At 48.7% G+C, this 20,457-nt stretch carries 20 protein-coding genes and 1 riboswitch; of the genes, 5 read left to right on the top strand and 15 right to left on the bottom strand.

Annotation, left to right across the window (positions count from 1 at the left end):
• Nucleotides 1-88: 88 nt before the first annotated feature.
• The 12 genes from D479_RS16615 to D479_RS16560 form a co-directional block, all read right to left on the bottom strand.
• The gene (locus D479_RS16615) at nucleotides 89-1,381 is read right to left on the bottom strand and encodes an NCS2 family permease (RefSeq protein ID WP_008639293.1); all 1,293 of its coding nucleotides are present in this window, start codon (nucleotides 1,379-1,381) and stop codon (nucleotides 89-91) included.
• Between the two features lie 72 nt (nucleotides 1,382-1,453).
• Nucleotides 1,454-1,554, bottom strand: a riboswitch (purine riboswitch).
• Between the two features lie 126 nt (nucleotides 1,555-1,680).
• Complete coding sequence (locus D479_RS16605; RefSeq protein ID WP_008639291.1) at nucleotides 1,681-1,905, bottom strand: YqkE family protein; 225 nt, start codon at nucleotides 1,903-1,905, stop codon at nucleotides 1,681-1,683.
• The gene (locus D479_RS16600) at nucleotides 1,902-2,231 is read right to left on the bottom strand and encodes an iron-sulfur cluster biosynthesis family protein (RefSeq protein ID WP_008639289.1); all 330 of its coding nucleotides are present in this window, start codon (nucleotides 2,229-2,231) and stop codon (nucleotides 1,902-1,904) included. The genes D479_RS16605 and D479_RS16600 overlap by 4 nt, the downstream gene beginning before the upstream one ends.
• A gap of 64 nt (nucleotides 2,232-2,295) precedes the next feature.
• Nucleotides 2,296-3,570 (bottom strand): UV-damage repair protein UvrX, encoded by a 1,275-nt coding sequence (locus D479_RS16595; RefSeq protein ID WP_008639287.1) that lies wholly within the window; start codon nucleotides 3,568-3,570, stop codon nucleotides 2,296-2,298.
• Nucleotides 3,571-3,714: 144 nt separating this feature from the next.
• Nucleotides 3,715-3,900 (bottom strand): hypothetical protein, encoded by a 186-nt coding sequence (locus D479_RS16590; protein WP_008639285.1) that lies wholly within the window; start codon nucleotides 3,898-3,900, stop codon nucleotides 3,715-3,717.
• Nucleotides 3,893-4,099, bottom strand: coding sequence for a hypothetical protein (locus D479_RS16585; RefSeq protein WP_008639283.1), 207 nt, complete (start codon nucleotides 4,097-4,099; stop codon nucleotides 3,893-3,895). Before D479_RS16585 ends, D479_RS16590 begins: the two co-directional genes overlap by 8 nt.
• A gap of 58 nt (nucleotides 4,100-4,157) precedes the next feature.
• The gene (locus D479_RS20825) at nucleotides 4,158-4,310 is read right to left on the bottom strand and encodes a hypothetical protein (RefSeq protein WP_008639281.1); all 153 of its coding nucleotides are present in this window, start codon (nucleotides 4,308-4,310) and stop codon (nucleotides 4,158-4,160) included.
• Nucleotides 4,311-4,337: 27 nt separating this feature from the next.
• Entirely contained in the window at nucleotides 4,338-5,405 is a 1,068-nt protein-coding gene (locus D479_RS16580; RefSeq protein ID WP_008639280.1) for a hypothetical protein, read from the bottom strand.
• Nucleotides 5,406-5,407: 2 nt separating this feature from the next.
• A complete protein-coding gene (locus tag D479_RS16575) occupies nucleotides 5,408-6,877 on the bottom strand; it encodes a HAMP domain-containing sensor histidine kinase (protein ID WP_008639278.1) in 1,470 nt (489 codons plus the stop codon).
• On the bottom strand, nucleotides 6,874-7,578 hold the full coding sequence (locus D479_RS16570; RefSeq protein ID WP_008639276.1) for a response regulator transcription factor: 705 nt from the start codon (nucleotides 7,576-7,578) through the stop codon (nucleotides 6,874-6,876). The genes D479_RS16575 and D479_RS16570 overlap by 4 nt, the downstream gene beginning before the upstream one ends.
• A gap of 162 nt (nucleotides 7,579-7,740) precedes the next feature.
• Nucleotides 7,741-8,535 carry an SDR family oxidoreductase gene (locus D479_RS16565; protein WP_008639274.1) on the bottom strand — a complete coding sequence of 265 codons (795 nt, stop codon included), beginning with the start codon at nucleotides 8,533-8,535 and terminating at the stop codon, nucleotides 7,741-7,743.
• A 4-nt stretch (nucleotides 8,536-8,539) separates the two neighbouring features.
• On the bottom strand, nucleotides 8,540-9,505 hold the full coding sequence (locus tag D479_RS16560) for an MBL fold metallo-hydrolase (protein WP_008639272.1): 966 nt from the start codon (nucleotides 9,503-9,505) through the stop codon (nucleotides 8,540-8,542).
• Nucleotides 9,506-9,720: 215 nt separating this feature from the next.
• On the opposite strand from D479_RS16560, the gene D479_RS16555 reads away from it, so the two are divergent.
• Complete coding sequence (locus D479_RS16555) at nucleotides 9,721-11,250, top strand: AbgT family transporter (RefSeq protein ID WP_008639270.1); 1,530 nt, start codon at nucleotides 9,721-9,723, stop codon at nucleotides 11,248-11,250.
• A 58-nt stretch (nucleotides 11,251-11,308) separates the two neighbouring features.
• Here the strand turns inward: D479_RS16555 and D479_RS16550 are convergent, their stop codons facing one another.
• A complete protein-coding gene (locus D479_RS16550) occupies nucleotides 11,309-12,931 on the bottom strand; it encodes a M20/M25/M40 family metallo-hydrolase (protein WP_008639268.1) in 1,623 nt (540 codons plus the stop codon).
• A gap of 79 nt (nucleotides 12,932-13,010) precedes the next feature.
• Between D479_RS16550 and D479_RS16545 the strand changes: the two genes are divergently transcribed.
• The 4 genes from D479_RS16545 (at nucleotide 13,011) to D479_RS16530 (ending at nucleotide 17,352) form a co-directional block, all read left to right on the top strand.
• A complete protein-coding gene (locus D479_RS16545) occupies nucleotides 13,011-13,757 on the top strand; it encodes a glycerophosphodiester phosphodiesterase (protein ID WP_008639260.1) in 747 nt (248 codons plus the stop codon).
• 156 nt (nucleotides 13,758-13,913) lie between these two features.
• Nucleotides 13,914-14,930 carry an NADPH dehydrogenase NamA gene (gene namA / locus D479_RS16540; RefSeq protein WP_008639257.1) on the top strand — a complete coding sequence of 339 codons (1,017 nt, stop codon included), beginning with the start codon at nucleotides 13,914-13,916 and terminating at the stop codon, nucleotides 14,928-14,930.
• 121 nt (nucleotides 14,931-15,051) lie between these two features.
• A complete protein-coding gene (rnz, locus tag D479_RS16535; protein WP_008639255.1) occupies nucleotides 15,052-15,978 on the top strand; it encodes a ribonuclease Z in 927 nt (308 codons plus the stop codon).
• Between the two features lie 12 nt (nucleotides 15,979-15,990).
• Nucleotides 15,991-17,352, top strand: a complete 1,362-nt coding sequence (locus tag D479_RS16530) for an aldehyde dehydrogenase (RefSeq protein ID WP_008639253.1) — start codon at nucleotides 15,991-15,993, stop codon at nucleotides 17,350-17,352.
• A gap of 97 nt (nucleotides 17,353-17,449) precedes the next feature.
• On the opposite strand, the gene D479_RS16525 is transcribed toward D479_RS16530, so the two are convergent.
• Both D479_RS16525 and D479_RS16520 read right to left on the bottom strand, forming a co-directional pair.
• Nucleotides 17,450-19,684 carry an ABC transporter permease gene (locus D479_RS16525; protein WP_008639251.1) on the bottom strand — a complete coding sequence of 745 codons (2,235 nt, stop codon included), beginning with the start codon at nucleotides 19,682-19,684 and terminating at the stop codon, nucleotides 17,450-17,452.
• Complete coding sequence (locus D479_RS16520; RefSeq protein WP_008639249.1) at nucleotides 19,681-20,382, bottom strand: ABC transporter ATP-binding protein; 702 nt, start codon at nucleotides 20,380-20,382, stop codon at nucleotides 19,681-19,683. Before D479_RS16520 ends, D479_RS16525 begins: the two co-directional genes overlap by 4 nt.
• Nucleotides 20,383-20,457: the final 75 nt, after the last annotated feature.

The raw sequence follows: 20,457 nt of genomic DNA, 5'->3' as shown, positions 1-20,457 counted from the left end.
GACGGCTGATCATCGTTTCAATTATCCGAATTGTCTCCTAATTTAAATCAAAAAAACCCCCGGAGTTCTACTCCGAGGGCTGTCCCTATTATAAAAATATAAAATAAAGCAGAAACAGAAAAGCGAGAACGTACATAATCGGATGGACTTGTCTCCAATTTCTGTTCGCAATCATAGCAAACGGGTAAAGAATAAACCCGAGCGCAATCCCTGTCGCCACACTGGACGTGAGCGGCATCATAATGATCGTCACGAAGGCAGGGACAAAGATTTCAAATCGATCCCAGTTGATTTCCTTCACTTCTGTCGCCATCAATGCCCCGACAATGATGAGAGCCGGAGCTGTGACTTCCGGCGTGATGACGCCGAGAAGCGGGGAAAAGAATAAAGCAATGAAGAAACAGACGGATATGACGACACTGGTGAAACCGGTCCGTCCACCGACTGCAACGCCTGCTGATGACTCGACGAAGGACGCCGTCGTGGAAGTACCGGAGACCGCTCCCGCAACACCAGAAGTGGAGTCGGCGAGAAGCGCACGACCGGCATTGGGAATTTGGTTATCCTTCATAATTCCCGCCTGGCTCGCCACGGCAATAAGGGCACCAGCGGTATCAAAGAACGCCACGAACAGGAACGTGAAGATGACAGCCAGAATTTCAGGCGTCCAAATATTCCCGAGGTTTTCAAACGCGACACCGAACGTAGGCTCAAGACTGGGCACCTGTCCGACAATTGAATCCGGAACAGCAACCAGTCCCGCAAGCATCCCGACGATACTCGTGATGACGATCCCGTAGAAGATGCCTCCACGCACACCACGAACCATCAGCATGAGCGTAATGATGAACCCGAAGGCAGCAAGGGCTGTTGTAGGTGTTGTGAACTGACCGATCGAAACAATCGTCGATTCCGCCCCGACGATGATGCCGGCGTTCTTCAAACCTATAAATGCGATGAAGAAGCCGATTCCTCCGGCAATAGCATGCTTTAAATCCTTGGGAATAACGTTTATAATTTTCTCACGGATCTTAAAAAGACTCAAAATAACGAAAATGACACTGGCTACGAATACCCCTGTCAATGCGATTTCCCAGTCAATCCCCATTCCGATAACAACAGAAAAAGTAAAGAAAGAGTTCAACCCCATACTCGGAGCGATTCCTACCGGGAAATTCGCCAGCAGTCCGATCAACAGTGAACCTACGATGGCTGACAGGGCAGTCGCCGTAAACAGCGCCCCTTTATCCATACCTGCCTGGCTCAATATGGTCGGATTAACGACCAGAATATAAGCCATGGACAGAAACGTTGTAATTCCAGCCATGGTTTCTTTGCGGTAGTTCGTACCACGGTCCTGGAACTGAAAGAAGTTTCTCATGATGTACCCTCCTATAATGCAACAAAAAAAGCACCGGTCCCAGCACCAGTGCTCATCCATAGGAAAAAGGAATCAACATTCACTCTTCCCTGTAGACAAGCTATTTCCGGTAGCTGGTAGAAACGCTCAGGCCATATTCCTGAACTTATACAAGGTACTTCATGTATCAATTTATAACGAGAATCATAACAACGAAGGGGCTGTGGGTCAATCGTTTCCGTCGAAGTCCGGGAATTCCCGCTTTTCTGACTACGGTTCATCGATCTCCTTCCAATGAAAAAAGCCCCCGGGATGGGGACTCATTTTTTAAATTTCTTCCAATCCATGTCACTCTCGTTGAGCAGCTCTTCAAAGCTTTTGTTCGCTTCTCTTTGTTTCCGTTCAGCGATCCGGCGTTCCTTCTCTTTCGCTTCACGGATCTCCTCCTGCTTTTTCAGCTCGGCCTTTTTAGACTCCAGCTTCGTCCAAACATCGGCACCAAGCTGATCCGCCAGTGTTCCACTCGTTTGTTTCTTCTTGCTCATACCGCAGCTCCTTTGACCGTTTTAATCGGGATGATCGGATTTAGGATACCGTCCGGGCTGGACAGGCGGAACGTTCCCTTGGCAAAATCCAGCTTCATTTCCTGCTTGAAAAAGACAGACTGCTGGTCGTCGATGACGACAGGATACGCTTCATTTTCCACTTCTTTATCCGTATCGTACCGTTTATCATCAAAGCGGATCATAGGAAGCCCGTTCACACCGCAGCCGCAGCCTTCGGTATCATAAAACAGCCGAATAATCGGACGCTCCGTTTCTTCCATCCGCTTCAGTTGTTCCATTGCTTCGTCTGTTATCCTTAATTTCATCTTTCATCCCTCCTGTTCCTCTATTTTAAAAAATCCGGGACGTTCGTGCAATCGTTCTGTTTCTCTATTCTGCATAGTGACCTCCGACAAGCCGGCTCCGATGGCGGGCCGTGCCCGCATCGGTCCATGACACGGCCCGCAGCAGCATATCCTGACCGTACCGCTCCCTTATTTCATCCATTACATACCCAAGATCCCTTTTCCTGTCCCGGGCGTGCTGAAACAAATCAAGCTGGATGTCCGAGTCTTCCGTTATATTCCCAAGCGAAATGGAAATCTTACGTACGACCCCGCCGTTATAATAGCGGCTGAACAAGACGAGACATGCCCGGTAAAGGTCCATCGTAATACTCGTCGGATGCTCGACGGAAACCGACCGGTGGAAACCGGACCCGCCTTCCGTTTTGCTGTAGCCGATACCGAGGGAAATCGTTCGTCCCGCATGCCCTTTCCGCCGGGCGCGACGGGCGACTTCCTCGCACATCTCCAAGATGACGTACTTAACATCCTCGGGCTTATGATAATCCCTCAAGAGAATCTGACTCTTCCCGTAGCTGACCTGCCCCTGGATGATCGGTGCCCCGGGATCGGACAGATCGACACCGTTTGCATGGTAAAAAAATTGATTGCCCATGACCCCGAACGCTTTCTCCAGCTGTTCCAACGGAAACTTCGCCAGCTGGCCGACAGACCAGATCCCCATCCGGTTGAGCCGCCGTTCCAGACGAGGACCGATCCCCCACATCTCGGACAATGGTGCCACCGGCCACAGCTTCTCTCTGAAGTTGTCATACGTCCAACGGGCAACACCCTTTTTCTTCGCTTCCAGATCCAGGCACAGCTTCGCAAGCAGCATGTTCGGACCGATGCCGATCGCTGCATCCAGATGGAACGTTTCCTTCAGCTCATCTATAATCATTTGGGCAGTTTCTTCCGGATTGCTGAATCTCCCTTCTCCGTTCCCCACTTCAAGAAAGCTTTCATCGACGCTGTAGGTGTGGATCTTCTCTTTCGGCACGAATTTATGGAACAAATCCGTCACTTGCGTGGAAATCTCTAAATAGGTTTTCATTTGAGCGGAGACGATGACGATTTCCGGAACGGAGGGAATTTCGAACAGGCGGCTGCCTGTTCGGATGCCGTACTTCTCCTTCATAGCGGGCGTCGCCGCCAGAACGACACTTCCCCTGCGCTCCATATCTGCAACGACCGCGAGCGGACATATCAGCGGGTCGAGTCCCCGCGCGACAGCCGCGCAGCTGGCATAGAAACTCTTCATATCGACACAGAGGATCCCCCGGTCTGGATAACTACCGTAATCGATGTTCGGATTTTTCATACCTGCTCCTCCTTTTCCTCTACATACTATTATGCGAATATATGTTCGCATTTGCAAGTGGCAATTACTGTTAGAGGAAAACTGACAAAAAAGAAAAAGTCCCCTTTCCTGCAGAAGGATAAGGGGGACCTTTATGAGAAACCATTACTTTTCCCGGCTTCTATGTACCTTTTCTGCCCGGGCCACGCTCAAAAACGCTGCGATTTGAGCAAGCACAAGGTAAAAGACAAAATACTCACTGGAAAGGACTGCAGATAAAACAGAAAGAAGACTGAAAAGGGACGCCGCACAAAATCCCGTTATCGTCTTCTTATCTATCCCTTCAGCCATAGTGACCGATCCACTTAAGCAAAAGCACCCCGACGCATGTGACGACCGCCCCCACTGAAAATACGAGCAGCATCACCCGCTTGCTCCTCGTTTCCCACCAGGCTAACCCGGCGGTGGCGGCGGTGAAGAGCATGCCGAAAAGAAACGAAGCAAATGGACTTGTCGGAATAATCCAATCGTACCAATGAACAACTCCCATCGATTCAACCTCCTGCCATCAATCGTACCGATACTGCTCCTTACAATCATTTACCTGCTTAGAGAAGCGAAACCGTGAGGACCGCAGCAGATAAAGTACCTACAGCTGTAAGAATGATGATTTTACGGTGACCCTGCCTGTCCGAAGGTTTGAGCAGCTCTTTTATTGCTGCTGCCCATATCCAGATAGATGCGATAGCAATCATCCCCATATTTACTCTCCATCCTTTCCTCGACCGTCATTCCAACGCCTCGGCAATGGCAAATATTTCTTCCTTTGTCAGCTCCGGGTCTTCCACAAGGAGCGAATACCGAAGTCCACCTTCTTCCCAAAGGAGGTTTGTAATGACATCTTCCGTAAAGACGCCCTTCATCCCTCGGACTTCCACTATTTCTTCCCCGCTGAAACCGGCAGAAAGGTTGTCTTCCGGAGCTTCAAAAGAAGTCAGTGTGAACTGCCCGTATCCATCTTTGCTATAGGATTGATTCACCTCGGTACGCTTTAGCTCTTTGCTGGAGAAACGATCAACAGCTGTTAATTCATAGGCCTCATCCTTGACCTTCAAAACAGGCTGACCGTAGATTTCCTCTGCCTCTTCAAGAGACGTCTCCTCCGTTAAACCGAGATCATCCATCTCTTTCACCTCGACACCCTGAGGAAGGTCCATCGTAAAGGTACGGTCGTCGAAGGAAGGGTCCACATCCAATTCCGTCACCGTATATTCCGTCTTAAGATCCTCACTATGGGCGACCATTTTGATAATGATCCAATGCTTATCGGAAATCCAATACTCCTCGTTCCCGCGGAATCCCCCGTCCTCTTTCGGCACGGCTTTGATATGGTACGTTCCAAATCCGTTCACTTCTTCCTCCCCAATGAGCTCGACGTCATGGGTTTTCCTTGTCTCTTGAAGCATTTGCTGCAGCTGCTCCCGTTGAGACTCCCCGGAAAGCATTTGTTCTGTCCCGGGACTGTCTATGGTGAATGCTTCTCCCTGCTCTTCCGAATAAAACATAGTTGTCTTCCCATCATTCAACGACTGGACAGCACCACCCTCCGTATCTGCGATGACCTTGATCCGATTATTAGCAACATCCGACCACTGTTCCATTGTAGAGCGGTCAATGGTATCGTCTCCTTTTTGGACATCCATCTCCATTTTCATATAATAGCGATCCAACTGATCTTCTTTTTCGACCGCATTTGCTACAATCTGATCCGGCGAGTACGCTCCGCCCGACTCAGCGGAGCAAGCCGATACGAGACACACACCTGCTGTAATGACTCCAATTAACCACTTCCTCACGTTTAACCCTCTCCTTCATGTACTTGATTGAACAACATAGCAATGATCATCCCGCGCCCGGGCACGGACCAAAGCTTCATCTCTCCTTCATGGCTTTCAGCAATCATATGGGCGATGCTTAATCCAAGCCCCGATTGTTTGCCGTCATCCGACGTCCGGGAAGCTTCTCCTTGATAAAATGGCTTGAGTACCGATTCCAGCTGCTGTTCCGCAATCGCCGGCCCTTCATTCTGTACAAGCAAGAGCGCTCGGCCCTTTCTTTCCTGGAACATCTCTTCTGCTGCCTCCGGGAAAACCCACCCGGGCAGCGGCTCCTTTTCGCCAAGGACGGCGGCAAAAATGGTTTTTCCCTCCGGCGTATAGCGCAGGGCATTGCTCATAAGATTATCGAGGTAACGAATCATTTCCCTGGCGCTCATCCGCACCGTTCCTTCGATTCTCTCTTCTTTTAGAAACAGGACTCCTCGGGCACGGGCCATCTCATCGTAGCCCTCAAACAACATATCAAAGAATTCTTCTGCATCCACTTCAGGCCGCTCCATCTCATAGCTGCTGGACTGAAACTTGGCGAATGTCGTCAAATCCTCAATCAGACCTTTCAAGTGATTGGATTTACCTGCGAGGATCTGCAGGTATTCTTTCCTTTCCTGTTCCGTCAACCCTTCTCCCTGCAGAGCCTCCGCATAGGTCTGTAAAGATGTCAGGGGCGTCTTAATATCGTGGGAGAAAGAAGCCATCATGAGCTGCTTTTCTTCCTGCTCCCGGACGGTTTCTCTGTTGGCCGCTTCCACCTGCTCCTGCATGCTTTCGAAATGAGTCATTAACTGGCCGAGCTCATCCTTCTTCTTATCCGGGAAACGCACCGTCGTCTGGTAATCTGCAAAGCGGTCCATACCAGAAATTAAACGCTTTAAGGGAAGGTTCCACTTGCGGTGCAGCATCCAAAGCACCCCGGAGTAAATGAGTAGAAATAAAACTCCGGATAATGCAAGAATACCGATGCGCCTGTTCTTCACCCCTTCCACCCATTCCGAACGGTCGATCCGGATGTCATAGATCCCTTTTATCTCCCCGTCAACGAATACCGGCTTTTTTACGGAAAGGGACTGAAAAGATAAGTCATAGTGATAAAGACCCTGCAGCAGCGATTGACGGGGCTCGATCCGTAAATCATTGGATTCAGAATTATAGACCATCAACCCATCCGATCGAAACAGCTTAACGGCTACGTCGGAATCATTCGTCACCGCTTCCCATTCTCGATTAAATTCTTCGCGTGGTCTGCGCTCATACCAGTCCACGGACTGTAATGATGCTTCCAGTTCATGGATACGCTCTGTTAACTCAAACGTATCCGCCACCCTTTTCTCATGGTTCCATTCCTGCACCCAGAGAAAAAAGCCATACGCGCCGGCGAGCGGGAGGATCATGACGAGCAGATAGGTAATCATCAGCCATGTCCTTATTTTCATGAGAGGACTTCCCCGATAAAACGATAGCCGGTTCCCCAGACGGTCTCGATCCATATCGGTTCTTTGACATTTTCCCCGAGCTTATTTCGAAGACTCTTGATATGGACATTGATCGTGTTATTACCATTAAGCTCCACCTCTCCCCAGATGTGTTCGTACAGTTCCGCTTTGGTGAAGGTACGAAGCGGATGTTGAATGAACAACCGGAGCATCGCGAACTCCTTAGCCGTCAGCATAACTTCCTTCCCTGCCACTTTCACCGTCCTCTTCTCCACATCCACTGCAAGCTCACCGGAGTACAAACACTCCCGTGACAGTTCCTGTTCCGGGTTTCTGTAGCGGTCATACCTGCGCAAATGGGACTGGACTCTGGCTGTAAGTTCCATCAGACTGAAGGGTTTGGTAACATAATCATCCGCACCGAGGTCGAGGCCTTTGATTTTCGATTCTTCTTCCTGCCTGGCACTGATGATTACAATCGGCAGATCGCTTTTCAGACGGATGTTTCTGCAAAGGCTGTATCCGTCCATTTCCGGAAGCATCAAATCGACCAGTATCAAATCATACGCCTTATCGTGAAAATCCTCCCATCCCTCCTGTCCAGTCGAAGCCCATGTCACCTCCATCCCCTGCCGTGTGAAATGGTCCTTTACAATTCTCGCAATTTCTTTGTCATCTTCTACCAGTAAAATAGCAGCCATTCTGTTCCCCTTCCTGACACTTTCATTGTAGACACGAATCCGGTACACGCACCCGATTTAATAAATCCTTTATTTTATCCTTCTTCAGCTTCTGAAACGAACGAATGGAATAACAAGAAAAAAGCTCCCGCCCCTCCGCTGCAAACGGAAGAGAGGAAGCCATTATTTCTTCTCAAACTGCTTTTTCATCACTTTCTCAATCGTTCCCGGTGACAGTGCATAGAGTTTGCTTCCTGCATTCATCCAGGCAGGCATATTGATTTCCCGGCATTTGGTAAACAAGTGGTCGACGACGGTTCTAGCGACATGGTTGGGGTCAAGCATCATTTGTTCGACCGCCTTCTGGTAGGTACCCGCCGGATCCGCCTGTTCGAAGAAGTTGGTCTGGACAGGTCCAAGATTGACAGAAGTGACGAACACTCCCTTCGGTTCCACCTCCATGCGCAGCGCATTCGTAAAGCCAAGCACAGCATGCTTTGTCGCTGCGTAGACCGACGATTTCGGTGTCGCCATTTTCCCGGCCTGGGAAGCGATGTTGACGATATGCCCCTCCCCTTTTTGAAGGAAATGAGGCAGCAGCTGATGGGTGGAACGGAACAAGGAAGTCACATTTACCGCAACCATCCGTTCAATATCCTTCCACTTCGCCTGTTCCACCAGATCGAAAACGGCCATCCCTGCATTGTTTACCAGTGCATCGATCGATCCATGGTCATAGCAGATCTGGTCGATGACATCTTTCCACTCGGCATCCATCGATAAATCTGCCGTATACCACGGGCATTCGATAGAGAAAGATTCCTCAATCTTCTCAGCAATGATCCGAAGTTTGTCGGTTGACCGGGCGACAAGAATTGGTACGCCCCCCTGCATGGCCGTATGGATCGCTATGTATTGGCCGATGCCGCTGGAAGCACCGGTTATCAGCACTTTCTTTCCTTTTACAAGTTCATTCACAAGATCATTCCTCCACTACATATCGTTTTCGTCCTTCTGTTACCTGTGTCTTGACGTCTCCATGATGCTCCAAATAATCGAGCTGGCCAATACTCTCCGACATCGTAAGCCCGAGTTGGGATTCCACATGTTTCGGAAACAGCCGTTCACACACTTCATATGCCGTAAGCGGAACTTCCCTTACCATTTCTTTCACCTTTCGTGCTCGTTTCTCCTGCTTTTCCAGCCTCTCTTTGATCAAAGGGACGTGACCGTCAAAGATCTTCCCATGCCCCGGGTAAATGGAAGTAATAGGAAGATCAAGCAGTCGCTCCAACGATTCCCTGTACTGCAGAAGTGGACGAGGACGTGGATCCCCGTCACAGAAACCTGGCTCAAGCAGAGGGTTGGAGGAAATGTGAGACAAAAGAAGATCGCCGCCGATGAACGCCCCGTCTGCTTCCCGTAAGAAAGAAAGATGACTCTGGGCATGCCCCGGTGTCTCTAATGCCTTCCAATTGTCATGACCAGGAAGCGTATCCCCCTCCTGCAGAGTGCCGGTTAACGTGCCGCGGGCGGACCATTTCAAGGATTTACGCAGCCCTTGAAGCATCGGTAAAAACCTCTCCGGAACGCCAGATTCTATATACATAGCTTTGAAAAACCTCTCATAACGCTGCAAGTATTCTTCCTCACGCTCCAGCCAAGGCTTAAGTTTAGGGTGTGCTATAATGGAGTCGAGTTTCGGAAAGCGCTCGATGAGCCCCATATGGTCCGGGTGGTGATGGGTGAGGATGACCTGCTCGATATCCTCCGGTGCATATCCCAACTCTTTGAGCCGCTCTTTCAAAACCGTCCAGGCCTCTTCCGTTTTCACACCCGCATCTACGAGTGACAAGCGGTCTCCTTTCAATAAATATATGTGTACATCACCGACCGCATAAGGCGTAGGTAAAGTGATTTGTGAAATGGTATCTTTTAACGTACGCATATCAAACCCCTCCTAACTGAATCATCATTCATTTCTATTGTAGCATGTTTATGTATATTTTTCCCTTGTGTAACAATTCGTAATACTTCTTGAACTCAAAATGTTTTTTCTAGTGGCACTTTTTCCAAATGCCTTCAAATACAAATAATTATTTTATATACTTTAACGCGTTATCGTAAATAAATAATACCACAGTAAAAAGTAGGAGGAAAAAAATGGACCAAACAGAAAAGAAAGGGCTTACGATGCGGATGCTTGACGGAATCGAGCGGATCGGCAACAAACTCCCTCACCCTGTCACATTGTTCGCAATTTTTGCATTGTTAGTCATCATCGCTTCGTGGATCTTCTCTTCCATGAACGTGGAAGTGGAAGATCCGGCAACAGGAGAAACGCTTCAAGTCGTCAACCTGCTGTCAGGCGATGGGATTCAATATATATTTGACAGCATGGTGGAGAACTTTGTAGGTTTCGCTCCGCTCGGAACCGTCCTTGTCACGATGCTTGGAATCGGTATCGCGGAACGGTCCGGACTTATTAGTGCCATGCTTCGTGGTCTCGTCACATCGGTACCGCGGTCTTTGATGACGGCTGCTCTCGTTTTTGGAGGAATCATGTCGAGCATGGCAGCGGACGCCGGGTATGTCGTTTTGACACCGCTTGGAGCCGTATTGTTCGCAGGTCTTGGACGCCATCCCCTTGCAGGACTGGCAGCTGCGTTCGCCGGTGTATCTGCCGGGTTCAGCGCCAACCTGCTCTTGACATCCCTTGATCCACTGCTCGGTGACCTTACTATTCAGGCGGCAGCTACGATCGATCCTGAATACGCAGACACCATTCTTTATACGATGAACTACTACTTCATGATCGCTTCCGTATTCGTCCTGACAATAATCGGAACAATCGTAACGGACAAGATCGTCGAACCGAGGTTAGGAACGTATAAAGGAGACATAGGCGAGGACGAGGCTCAATATGTCACTCCTATCGAGAAAAAAGGAATGCTCGGTGCCCTCATCGCTTTCATCGTAACGATCGGACTTTTGTCCCTGCTCGTCTTACCATCCTGGGGGCCGCTTCGTGATCCTGATGACTTTCTTGCCTCTCCGTTCTTCCAAAGCCTTGTACCTGTCATTTTGATCATGTTCATCGTACCTGGTTATGTTTATGGACGGATTACGAAAGAAATCAAGAACGACAAAGACGTTGCCAACCAGATGTCCGATACGATGGCTTCGATGGGGATGTATATCGTACTCGCTTTCACAGCCGGTCAGTTCGTCGCATATTTCAACCACACCAATCTTGGGAAAGTCATCGCCGTAAGCGGTGCAGAATTCCTGGATTCTATCGGATTCACAGGAATCGGTTTAATCATTGCGTTCATTTTCGTAGCAGGGTTCATCAACTTGTTTATCGGAAGTTCTTCTGCCAAATGGGCGATCATGGCTCCCGTCTTCGTTCCATTAATGATGAACCTCGGGTATTCCCCTGAGCTCACGACATTGGCATACCGAATTGCTGATTCAACGACAAACATCATCTCTCCGTTGATGCCGTATTTTGCAATCGTCATTGCTTTTGCACAGAAATACGATAAGAAGGTGGGAATCGGAACATTGATATCCACCATGCTTCCTTATTCGATTGCTTTCTCCATCATTTGGATCGTCATGCTGCTGATCTGGATGTTCATTCCAGGCGCGGAAATCGGCCCGGGTGCCGGCATCTATTATAATGGATAAACCACAGGAAGAAAGCGCCGGAGAATAATCTCCGGCGCTTTTTTATTACCTTTATCTACTATTCCTGCGTTCGAAAAAGTTCATGGATCGTATGAGTCAGAATCACCGGAAGTTTTTCAAAGCTGTAGCTCAATTCCAGCCGCTCCGTCCATTGGTGCGGATCCCTGCCGAGCGGACCGACATTAAGGATCGGCATCGTGATCATTTCCATCGCCTCTGCCGGCCATTCAAATCCATTGCCGTGAATCGGCATCTGTTTCGTAAGGTCCTGAAGCGAACTTGCCGTCGAAGCTGGTCCTATGAAACTTAAATCCGATAACCCCGTGAAATATTCGACCATCTCCAACTCTTCTCCATAATGCTCCCTGGCATAATCCATCGCTGTCTTCGCCGCATGTTGAATGTAAGGATCGTCATGAGACGATACAGACGGATAGAACGGCGGACTGTAGAAAAGGACGATCATCGGACTGATATCTTTACATATGGATGCAAGGCTCTGCACGAGTGTTGTGGAAAAGTCCCTGTCTCCCTGATCCCTTAAGTTCACTAACCGGTTCTGGCGACGGTCGACTTCCGCCTTTCCAAAACGTTTGACGGCTTCCTTATACAGCTGATCATAAGTCAGAATCGTAATATCAGGCTGGAAGGAAGAGGTTTGCGTTCCTTTTAAATAAAAGGAGGCTTGATGATGATAGTGATGGATAATTTTCGCCCGGGCCCGCTGGGCGGCCTGAAGCAGCTTCTCATTCAGCTCCTGAATCGTCTGCTTCATATAGAGCACGTTGTACATCGTAACGGCTGCCTGTGGTGTTTGCACGGAATATTCATGCTTTAAGTCCCGCTGCATCAAACTGATAGGAGGCGGCGTGCGCTCTCCACCGACATTCTCGATGAATGCTTCATTCAACTCCAGCTCCTGGGCGAGATAACTCATCATCAAGTTTGCGTTCAAACCGCCGAAGGGCTCACCGACGTGCGTTTCTTTCCCGTAGCATAGAAAGCCCGGGAGCGTCTTGCCGATCGATCCTGTATAAAGATAATAGGCAGGGTCCCCTGGGTACTTGCTGAACATAGGCTCGCCATTCAAAGCGGCTTTAAAGTTCAAGTTCTCTTTTTCTTTTATCTCGGCAAGTGCCGGGAGAGCGGCAAGCATCCCTTCGGAGTTCACCTCTTCATCCGGCACAGCAACAAGCAGCAGATTACCGTCAAATTCACCCGCCATCGCTTTTTCCAACAGGGACAGGTGAACCGTAAGTCCCGCTTTCATATCCATGGCTCCCCGGCCGAAGAGCCAGTTTCCGGTCTTTAAATCCCGCGCTGCTTCCTTCGGCAGGTCGTCGATGTTCTTAAGGAACTCCTGCGTCAATTCTCTCGGATAAAAAGCCAGGTTCTGATACGATCCGTAATCCTCGATCCCAACGACATCGACGTGGGCGATCAACACGATCGTATCTGCGGCCTCGTCCTTTTTCACAAGTGCAGTCAACAGTTGACGTCCGTCATCCAAGGGATGCAGTTTCAGGTGATCGGGCTTGTTTTGATAATAATTCCGATCCTCTAAAATATAATATAAGTATTCAATGATGGCGATTTCTTCGTTGCTGTTGGTTATGCTCGGGTATTCTACCAGAGAGCATAGCAATTCGGTCAATTGTTCCCTTGTCTGCCACAGGGTCATGGTCAACACTCCTTATTGACTTTTACTAGTTTTTCCCACACAATCAAACACAAAGTCTATCTGGAAGAGGTGCATCTTTATGAAAACATTGATCTTTGCGCATAGAGGAGCAAGCAAATTAGCGCCGGAAAATACGATGCCCGCCTTCGAGATCGCTGCGGAGTCAGGCGCAGACGGAATCGAAACAGACGTGCAGCTGACCAAAGATCAAGTTCCCGTGTTAATACACGATGAAAACCTCCGCCGGACGACAAATGGGACAGGGTTTGTTCAGGACTACACGTATGCCCAGCTGCGTCTGCTTGACGCCGGAAGCTGGTTTTCCCCTGAATATTCTGACACCTATATTGTATCATTAGAAGAGTTCCTGCGGTGGTTCCATGATAAACCTATGTTTTTGAATATAGAATTAAAGACAAATGTCATTCCTTATAAGAATATAGAACAGATCGTCTACGATACTCTGAAGCGGCATCAGGTGCTCGAAAGGACGGTCTTCTCCTCTTTCAACCCGGACTCCCTTGTGAGACTGAAAGAGATCAACCCTTCTGTTCCAACTGCCTTTCTCACCTCTACGAAAATGCGGGATTTGTGCCAGTATGCGAAATCCATAGGAGCCGATGCTCTTCACGTTAAGCACCGGCTATTGGACAAGAAGCTCGCTAAGAAATGCCGGAAGGAAGGATTGGACCTGCGGATCTATACGGTAAACAGGCCGGCGTTGATGAAAAAATGCTACCAGCTCGGTGTGAACGGTATCTTTACGGACGTCCCGCACCAGGCTTTGGAATACAGGGACCTGGCAAAAGAAAAAGTTCGAAAATAACCTCCCGTCTGAAGCGTCTTGGAGAAGACAGCCTCCTCCCTGCCTTCTGCACCGAGCCTAATTATTCGCACGATCGATCGTCCTTTGATATTTTATACTTATGGTGCCTCCCGTTCTATACGAGGGTACACCTCATCATCCATAGGAGGATCGTTCATGAAGCACAAACTATTTCACCCTTATACAGTAAAAGATGTTACATTGAAGAATCGAATCGTCATGTCACCTATGTGCATGTATTCAGCTCACGACCAGGACGGAAAAGTCCAGCCTTTTCACTTGGCTCATTATGAGAGCCGTTCGGCAGGACAGGTAGGACTGGTCATCATTGAAGCAACTTCCGTCCTCCCGGAAGGGCGTATCTCCCATGAAGATCTCGGAATATGGGAAGACGAACAAATCGAAGGATTGAAGCAGATAAATGAAGGCATCCATCGTCACGGTGCAAAAGCAGGCATCCAACTGGCCCACGCCGGCAGGAAGGCCAATTTACGCGATGAGATTTTCGCACCGACGCAAGAAGCATTCAGCGCTTCCATGAAAGTACCTACGGAAATGTCGAAAGCGGATATCGACAGGACCATCGATGCCTTCAGAGAAGCCGCTTCCCGTTCCAAGCGCGCAGGATTCGATATTATCGAACTTCATGCGGCTCACGGATATTTGATCAACCAGTTCCTTTCTCCACTTACAAACAAAAGGACTGATGAATATGGTGGAAGCCGTGCCAACCGATACCGCTTCCTTAAAGAAATTATCAAGGGCGTTAAAGAGGTATGGGATGGACCATTGTTCACACGCATCTCCGGTGAAGAGTACCGGGAAGGCGGAAATCAGATGGAAGACTTCATCTATTTCTCCGAGGAAATGAAAAAACAGGGCGTGGACCTGATCGATGTCAGTTCAGGAGGAGTCGTTCCGGCAAGCATCGAACCGTACCCTGGATACCAGGTGAAATTCGCTGAACAGGTGAAAGAAGGTGCCTCTATCGATACAGGGGCTGTCGGGCTGATTACGACTGGAAACCAGGCCGAAGAAATTCTCCAGAACGACCGGGCGGATTTGATTTTTCTTGCGAGGCCTCTTCTGCGCAACCCATACTGGGCCAAGCAGGCTGCCGATGAGCTTGGATATCCCCTAGAAGGACCGATTCAGTACACAAGAGCATGGTGATCCGCTCTTTAAGGAACGAACCTGCCGCGCTTTCAGCCGGCAGGTTTTTTCTATTTTAGAAGTGTGTTCCCCGCCCCCAGGTGGTATGATGGGGGTAGATGGTAGTAGGAGTGAATGTATGATGGAATTATTTTTTCTCGGAACGGGATCAGGAGTCCCCTCAAAAGAACGCAACGTCTCTTCTCTGGCACTCCGCATGCTGGAAGAGCGCGGTACGACATGGATCTTTGACTGCGGTGAAGGAACGCAGCATCAAATCTTGAACACGAACCTCCGCCCTCGGCGCATTGAGGTCATTTTTATCACCCACCTGCACGGAGATCACATCTACGGTCTTCCCGGTCTGCTGAGCAGCCGGTCTTTCCAGGGTGGCGAATCGCCTGTAACCGTTTACGGCCCGGCAGGATTGAAAGAGTATATCGACTGGAGTCTTCGGCTCAGCGGCACCCACCTCCGCTATCCGCTCCGCGTAGTGGAAGTAAAGGAAGGGATGCTTTTCGAAGACGATCAGTTCATTGTAGAAGCGGTCAAATTACAACACGGCCTCGAAAGCTACGGGTATCTTTTGAAAGAGAAAGACAGATTAGGAGAACTGCAGCCACACAGATTAAAGGAACTCGGCATACAGCCCGGGCCGATTTACCAGACGATCAAAGAGCAGGAAACGACCCGATTGGAAGACGGCCGGGTTATCCATCGTTCCGACGTGCTCGGCCCTGCGGAGAAGGGCAGAAAGCTGGCCATTCTCGGGGATACCAGATACCTCCCCTCCCTTGCAGATAAACTTCAGCTTGTAGATGTCCTCGTTCACGAGGCGACGTTTGCCGGTGATGAAGAACAGATGGCATATGACTATTATCATTCCACAGTCAAGCAGGCTGCGTCACTGGCAGATGCAGCGGGAGCAGGCGAACTTATTCTCAACCATGTATCCTCAAGGTATCAAGGGAAAGCCGTGGAACAGTTGGCGGAAGAGGCACGTTCTATCTTTCCGAACACGACGATCGCCCATGATTTCTATCGTCATACTATAAGCAGAAACCGTTAAGGGGGATAATTTATGCAAACCATCGTGCAGCAGCAGAAAGCATGGTTCAAAGAGGGACATACAAAAAGCTATTCCTTCCGTAAAGAACAGCTTTTAACAATGAAGAAGATGCTGTCAACCTTTGAGAAGCCGATTCTGGAAGCGTTAAAATTCGACCTGAGCAAATCCGAATACGAAGCTTACGCATCTGAAATCGCCTTCTTAAAAAGCGAAATAGATCATCATCTCAAACAGTTGAAATCATGGATGGAACCGCAGAAAGTAAAAGCGCCGTTAACTCACACCGGCTCCAAAAACTTTATTATGAAAGAACCATATGGTACGGTGCTCATCATCGCGCCTTGGAATTATCCGGTTCAATTAGCGCTTGCCCCTGTTATCGGAGCGGTCGCAGCCGGAAACACAGTAATCATAAAACCATCGGAATTGACGCCTACGGTTTCCTGGGTATTAAAAAAAATGATCGAACAATACTTCCCCCCTGCATTCATAGCCGTCGTCGAAGGGGACAAAGAGGTTACCCAGGAGCTTCTCGATCAGCCGCTGGATTACATCTTCTTTACCGGCAGCGTGCCTGTAGGAAGGATCATTATGGAGAAGGCAGCGAAACGTCTCATCCCAGTCACACTTGAATTAGGCGGGAAAAGCCCTGCCATCGTCCATAAGGATGCATCGATCGACCTGGCAGCGAAACGAATTGTCTGGGGTAAGTTCACCAATGCAGGGCAAACGTGCATTGCACCGGACTATCTGTACGTCCATCATGAAGTTAAGGCGGAGCTTATGAAATCTCTGCAGGCGTATATTCAAGAATTCTACAGCTCCAATCCTTTAAATAATGAAGAGTATACAAAGATTGTAAACAAGGCACACTTCGATCGTGTCGCTGCCTACCTGGATTCCGGAACCATCGTATCAGGTGGCGCCGTTAATGAAAGGAATCAAAAAATTGAGCCTACGATCCTTGACCAAGTCTCCTGGCAGGACCCTGTCATGCAGGAAGAGATATTCGGGCCGATTCTTCCTATCCTGACGTATGATTCCCTGGAAGAAGTCACAGGACAGATCACAGAAAAACCAAAGCCGCTTGCCTTATATTACTTCGGAGAGTCGGAAGAAGATCAGCAGGAGATCCTGTCTTCCATTTCATTCGGTGGCGGATGCATTAATGACACCCTTTATCACATTATCAACCCCCACCTCCCATTCGGAGGGGTTGGAGAAAGTGGAATCGGCAGTTATCATGGACAAGCAAGTTTTGATACGTTCTCTCATTCGAAGAGTATTACGAAACAAACTACGAAATTCGACCAAAGTTTCCGCTACCCCGGCTCTAGTTTGGGACTATCCATCATGAAACGGATATTCGGCTGATCATACAATACAAAAAAGTCAAGGGATACTTCCCTTGACTTTTTCTTGCTTCTTTTATTCCAGAAGCATTTCCTTATGTTACAAACAGGCCTCCTCCCTACTCTGCTTGTTTACTGAGTGCTTCCTGAAGCGATACTTTCCTTAATTTCCGTTTGGATAAAAACAGGGAGAACCAATAGGTAAAACCGATGGCCGCCAGCCCGATGGCCCCCATCCACACGTTCACATCCGTCGGGAGAAGGAATCCCGTTTCTTCCACCAATGAATTCATCGTCTGTTCCAGGGACCAGCCGGCAAGTGGAATGGAAACAAAATAGGCGAGAAAAACGACAGGCGTGTAAACACGCAGCAGCAACTTGGAAATTTCTTCATCACGATATCCCATGACTTTAAGCAAGGAAATGGAGGAGCTGTTTTCCTCGACGATTAAATGGATCAGCAATGTCAATATAAGTACACCGATAAAAAATGCGAAAGCTGCCATAACTAGTACAGAACTGCGAGTAGCTCCTGAAGTGGCTTCAAAGCTGTCCATCAGCCTTTGTTTGTCCTCAACCATATAGATATCATCGGCGGTTTCCGGTTTCCGGTCCTGCCATACCCCCGTATATCCGTTCTCAGGAAGACCGAGCTTTTCATTCATCTGTGTCCTCTCGAGAAACACGTTGTTTCCGATGTACATATCGGCAATACCGGTGACCTTTGCACGCAGTTCGCCGCCTTCTCCATGAAAGGTAACCGTATCCCCTTCCTTCACCTTCAGTACGGCAGCCAAAGGTGCGCTGAGAATTGCTCCCTTTTTCAAACGCTCGTTCATATTCTCTCCTCCGGCCTGAAGCCGCATGTGATCTGTTTCGGGATCTATGCCGAAACCGTTGATCGTTACGTCTGTTCCCTTGACGGATAGATTTGTCATTGTGAAAGGACTGGCCTCTTCTTCCGGATCCGCAGTCTTGATTCCTGAATAGTGGACAGCATAATTATAAGCCTGTATTTCTTCGTATGTTTGCTCTACCAGTCGATCCATGCTTTGAAAGGTGATGAGACCGATAAGCAGCAGGACCGACGAGAAAATAACCCCGGCGAACACGTACAACGCCCTCGCTTTACTGCGAATGATCAGCCGCAGCCTGAAACGCCGCAGGAAACTTCCATTTCTCACAAAGGGCAGCTTTTCCAACCAGGATTTCTTCCCTCTGCTCATCTCCTTCGGACGAAGCAGCGTCAAAGGGTCACTTTGAAGCGCACGCCAAATGAGTGTCGCTGTAGATAATAAAAGGAGCACCACCGGTACAAGAAGGCCGATGATAAGAACAGAGAGATTCCAGGTAAAGGTTTCGAAAGCCGGCAAGTTGAAATAAACTGCGTACAAATCAGATAACGGCAGGGATAACAAGGAACCTGCAGCCACTCCTAAAAGGGTACCGGATAAACCAATGACCCAGGCATAGGTCAAGTAATGCTTCATCAACTCTCCCCTCCTGTACCCCATCGCCATCAGCGTACCTAACTCCCGCCGTTGCATATCGATCCTGCGCTTCATCAAAAGCAGCACCATAAATACGGAGAGAGCAAGGATGACCAGCGGGAGCGTCGTTACCATACGTTCCGCCCCTTCGATCTCTGTCTCGACGTACTGAATTCTTGCATTCTCATCAGCCGGAACGTACTGCAGGACGGAAATATCCTGACGAATGGCTTCCATGAATCGATCCGGGTTTTCTACGGACATCCCGAGAACCTCTGTCCTTGCGTTTCCCGGAAAATGATTGATGGTTTCTTCGGTGGCAACACCGATACCAAATGCCTCTGCATGGCTCAGCACGTCCGTCTGCTCCTTGACCATGTAGATATAATCAGGCAAATATACAAAACCAGTGACTTCTAAAACGCCTGCCTCCGTTTCCAACTCATCTCCGATGGAAATTCCATTGGCCTCTGCAAAAACCGGTGCGATGGCAACTTCACCGGCATTATTCGGCATCTTTCCTTCTGAAAGGTAGGGCTTATTTATCTTTTCCGTAGGAGTAAGGAGGCGAAGCGTAGACGATTCGGATACCTGCAGATCTTTAAATTTCCGCTTTTCAAGCGTTGCTTCATATTTATCAGTCCAACTGGTAAGCAGGCGGGCCGACGGCTCTTCGCTCGTAACTATATGAAAAGACTCCTGCCTGTAATCCTCTATAAATGTTTCATTTCTTTTATCCAAGGCAGCGATTGCCATAGATAAACTGACGTAAAGCATGACCGCAAGCATAAGCAGGAGCATGACCCCGCCGTATTGAAACTTCCTCTCTTTCAGGGTACGAAGCACAGACTTCCGAAGAATCATGACCACTTCACCTTCTCCGGATCAACAGGTTGTTCGTTCTTATACGTCTCTACGATTGCTCCGCTTTTCATTCGGACGACTTTATGCGCCATTTCTCCGATTCCCTGATTATGGGTGATAATCAGCACCATCGTTCCGTATGTTTCTTGAACGAAGCGGAGCAGTGCCAGGACTTTCTTTCCGGTTTCTTCATCCAAGGCACCAGTTGGCTCATCACATAAAAGAACTTCCGGGTTTTTGATCAAGGCACGCGCAATGGCGACACGCTGCTGTTCTCCTCCACTCAGCTGATAAGGGAATTTATCCCTCTTATCATACATCCCGACCTTGCCAAGTATTTCTTCCATATCAAGCGGTCGGCTGCTCAGTTCTCTTCCGACTTCAATATTTTCTTTCACTGTTAAAGTCGGAATCAAGTTGTATTGCTGAAATATGAACCCCGCATGTTTTCTTCGATATTCTGTAAGTTCTTTGTCTTTGCAGGTGCTAAGGTCCAATCCGTTCATGATAACCGTCCCTGAATCACAGCGGTCTATGCCTCCGATCACATTTAATAAAGTCGATTTCCCGGACCCTGAAGGCCCTAAAATGGCTATGATCTCGTTATCATCAATATCTAATGTCACATGCTTTAACGCTTCTATTTTCACTTCTCCGCTTTGATACGTTTTCTCTACGTTCTGGACTGAAATAGCCATCCGCGCACCCCTCTAATTAAAATATGAAATATAATATTTACAATGTTTCATTTCAAGTGTACCTCATGCAGGAGA

This window comes from Halobacillus sp. BAB-2008 (assembly GCF_000328325.1).
GTDB lineage: Bacteria > Bacillota > Bacilli > Bacillales > Halobacillaceae > Halobacillus.
The sequence above is the reverse complement of the archived record's forward strand: the minus strand, read 5'-3'. Positions and strand labels throughout refer to the sequence as shown.

Excerpts from the sequence above, each read along its gene's own strand:
- D479_RS16615 (WP_008639293.1), bottom strand. The coding sequence starts at position 1,381 with ATGAGAAACTTCTTTCAGTTCCAGGACCGTGGTACGAACTACCGCAAA.
- namA (WP_008639257.1), top strand. The coding sequence starts at position 13,914 with ATGAAGCACAAACTATTTCACCCTTATACAGTAAAAGATGTTACATTG.
- D479_RS16585 (WP_008639283.1), bottom strand. The coding sequence starts at position 4,099 with ATGGGAGTTGTTCATTGGTACGATTGGATTATTCCGACAAGTCCATTT.
- D479_RS16550 (WP_008639268.1), bottom strand. The coding sequence starts at position 12,931 with ATGACCCTGTGGCAGACAAGGGAACAATTGACCGAATTGCTATGCTCT.
- D479_RS16605 (WP_008639291.1), bottom strand. The coding sequence starts at position 1,905 with ATGAGCAAGAAGAAACAAACGAGTGGAACACTGGCGGATCAGCTTGGT.
- D479_RS16595 (WP_008639287.1), bottom strand. The coding sequence starts at position 3,570 with ATGAAAAATCCGAACATCGATTACGGTAGTTATCCAGACCGGGGGATC.
- D479_RS16590 (WP_008639285.1), bottom strand. The coding sequence starts at position 3,900 with ATGGCTGAAGGGATAGATAAGAAGACGATAACGGGATTTTGTGCGGCG.
- D479_RS16570 (WP_008639276.1), bottom strand. The coding sequence starts at position 7,578 with ATGGCTGCTATTTTACTGGTAGAAGATGACAAAGAAATTGCGAGAATT.
- D479_RS16555 (WP_008639270.1), top strand. The coding sequence starts at position 9,721 with ATGGACCAAACAGAAAAGAAAGGGCTTACGATGCGGATGCTTGACGGA.
- rnz (WP_008639255.1), top strand. The coding sequence starts at position 15,052 with ATGGAATTATTTTTTCTCGGAACGGGATCAGGAGTCCCCTCAAAAGAA.
- D479_RS16545 (WP_008639260.1), top strand. The coding sequence starts at position 13,011 with ATGAAAACATTGATCTTTGCGCATAGAGGAGCAAGCAAATTAGCGCCG.
- D479_RS16530 (WP_008639253.1), top strand. The coding sequence starts at position 15,991 with ATGCAAACCATCGTGCAGCAGCAGAAAGCATGGTTCAAAGAGGGACAT.
- D479_RS16575 (WP_008639278.1), bottom strand. The coding sequence starts at position 6,877 with ATGAAAATAAGGACATGGCTGATGATTACCTATCTGCTCGTCATGATC.
- D479_RS16525 (WP_008639251.1), bottom strand. The coding sequence starts at position 19,684 with ATGATTCTTCGGAAGTCTGTGCTTCGTACCCTGAAAGAGAGGAAGTTT.
- D479_RS16560 (WP_008639272.1), bottom strand. The coding sequence starts at position 9,505 with ATGCGTACGTTAAAAGATACCATTTCACAAATCACTTTACCTACGCCT.
- D479_RS16520 (WP_008639249.1), bottom strand. The coding sequence starts at position 20,382 with ATGGCTATTTCAGTCCAGAACGTAGAGAAAACGTATCAAAGCGGAGAA.
- D479_RS16600 (WP_008639289.1), bottom strand. The coding sequence starts at position 2,231 with ATGAAATTAAGGATAACAGACGAAGCAATGGAACAACTGAAGCGGATG.
- D479_RS20825 (WP_008639281.1), bottom strand. The coding sequence starts at position 4,310 with ATGGGGATGATTGCTATCGCATCTATCTGGATATGGGCAGCAGCAATA.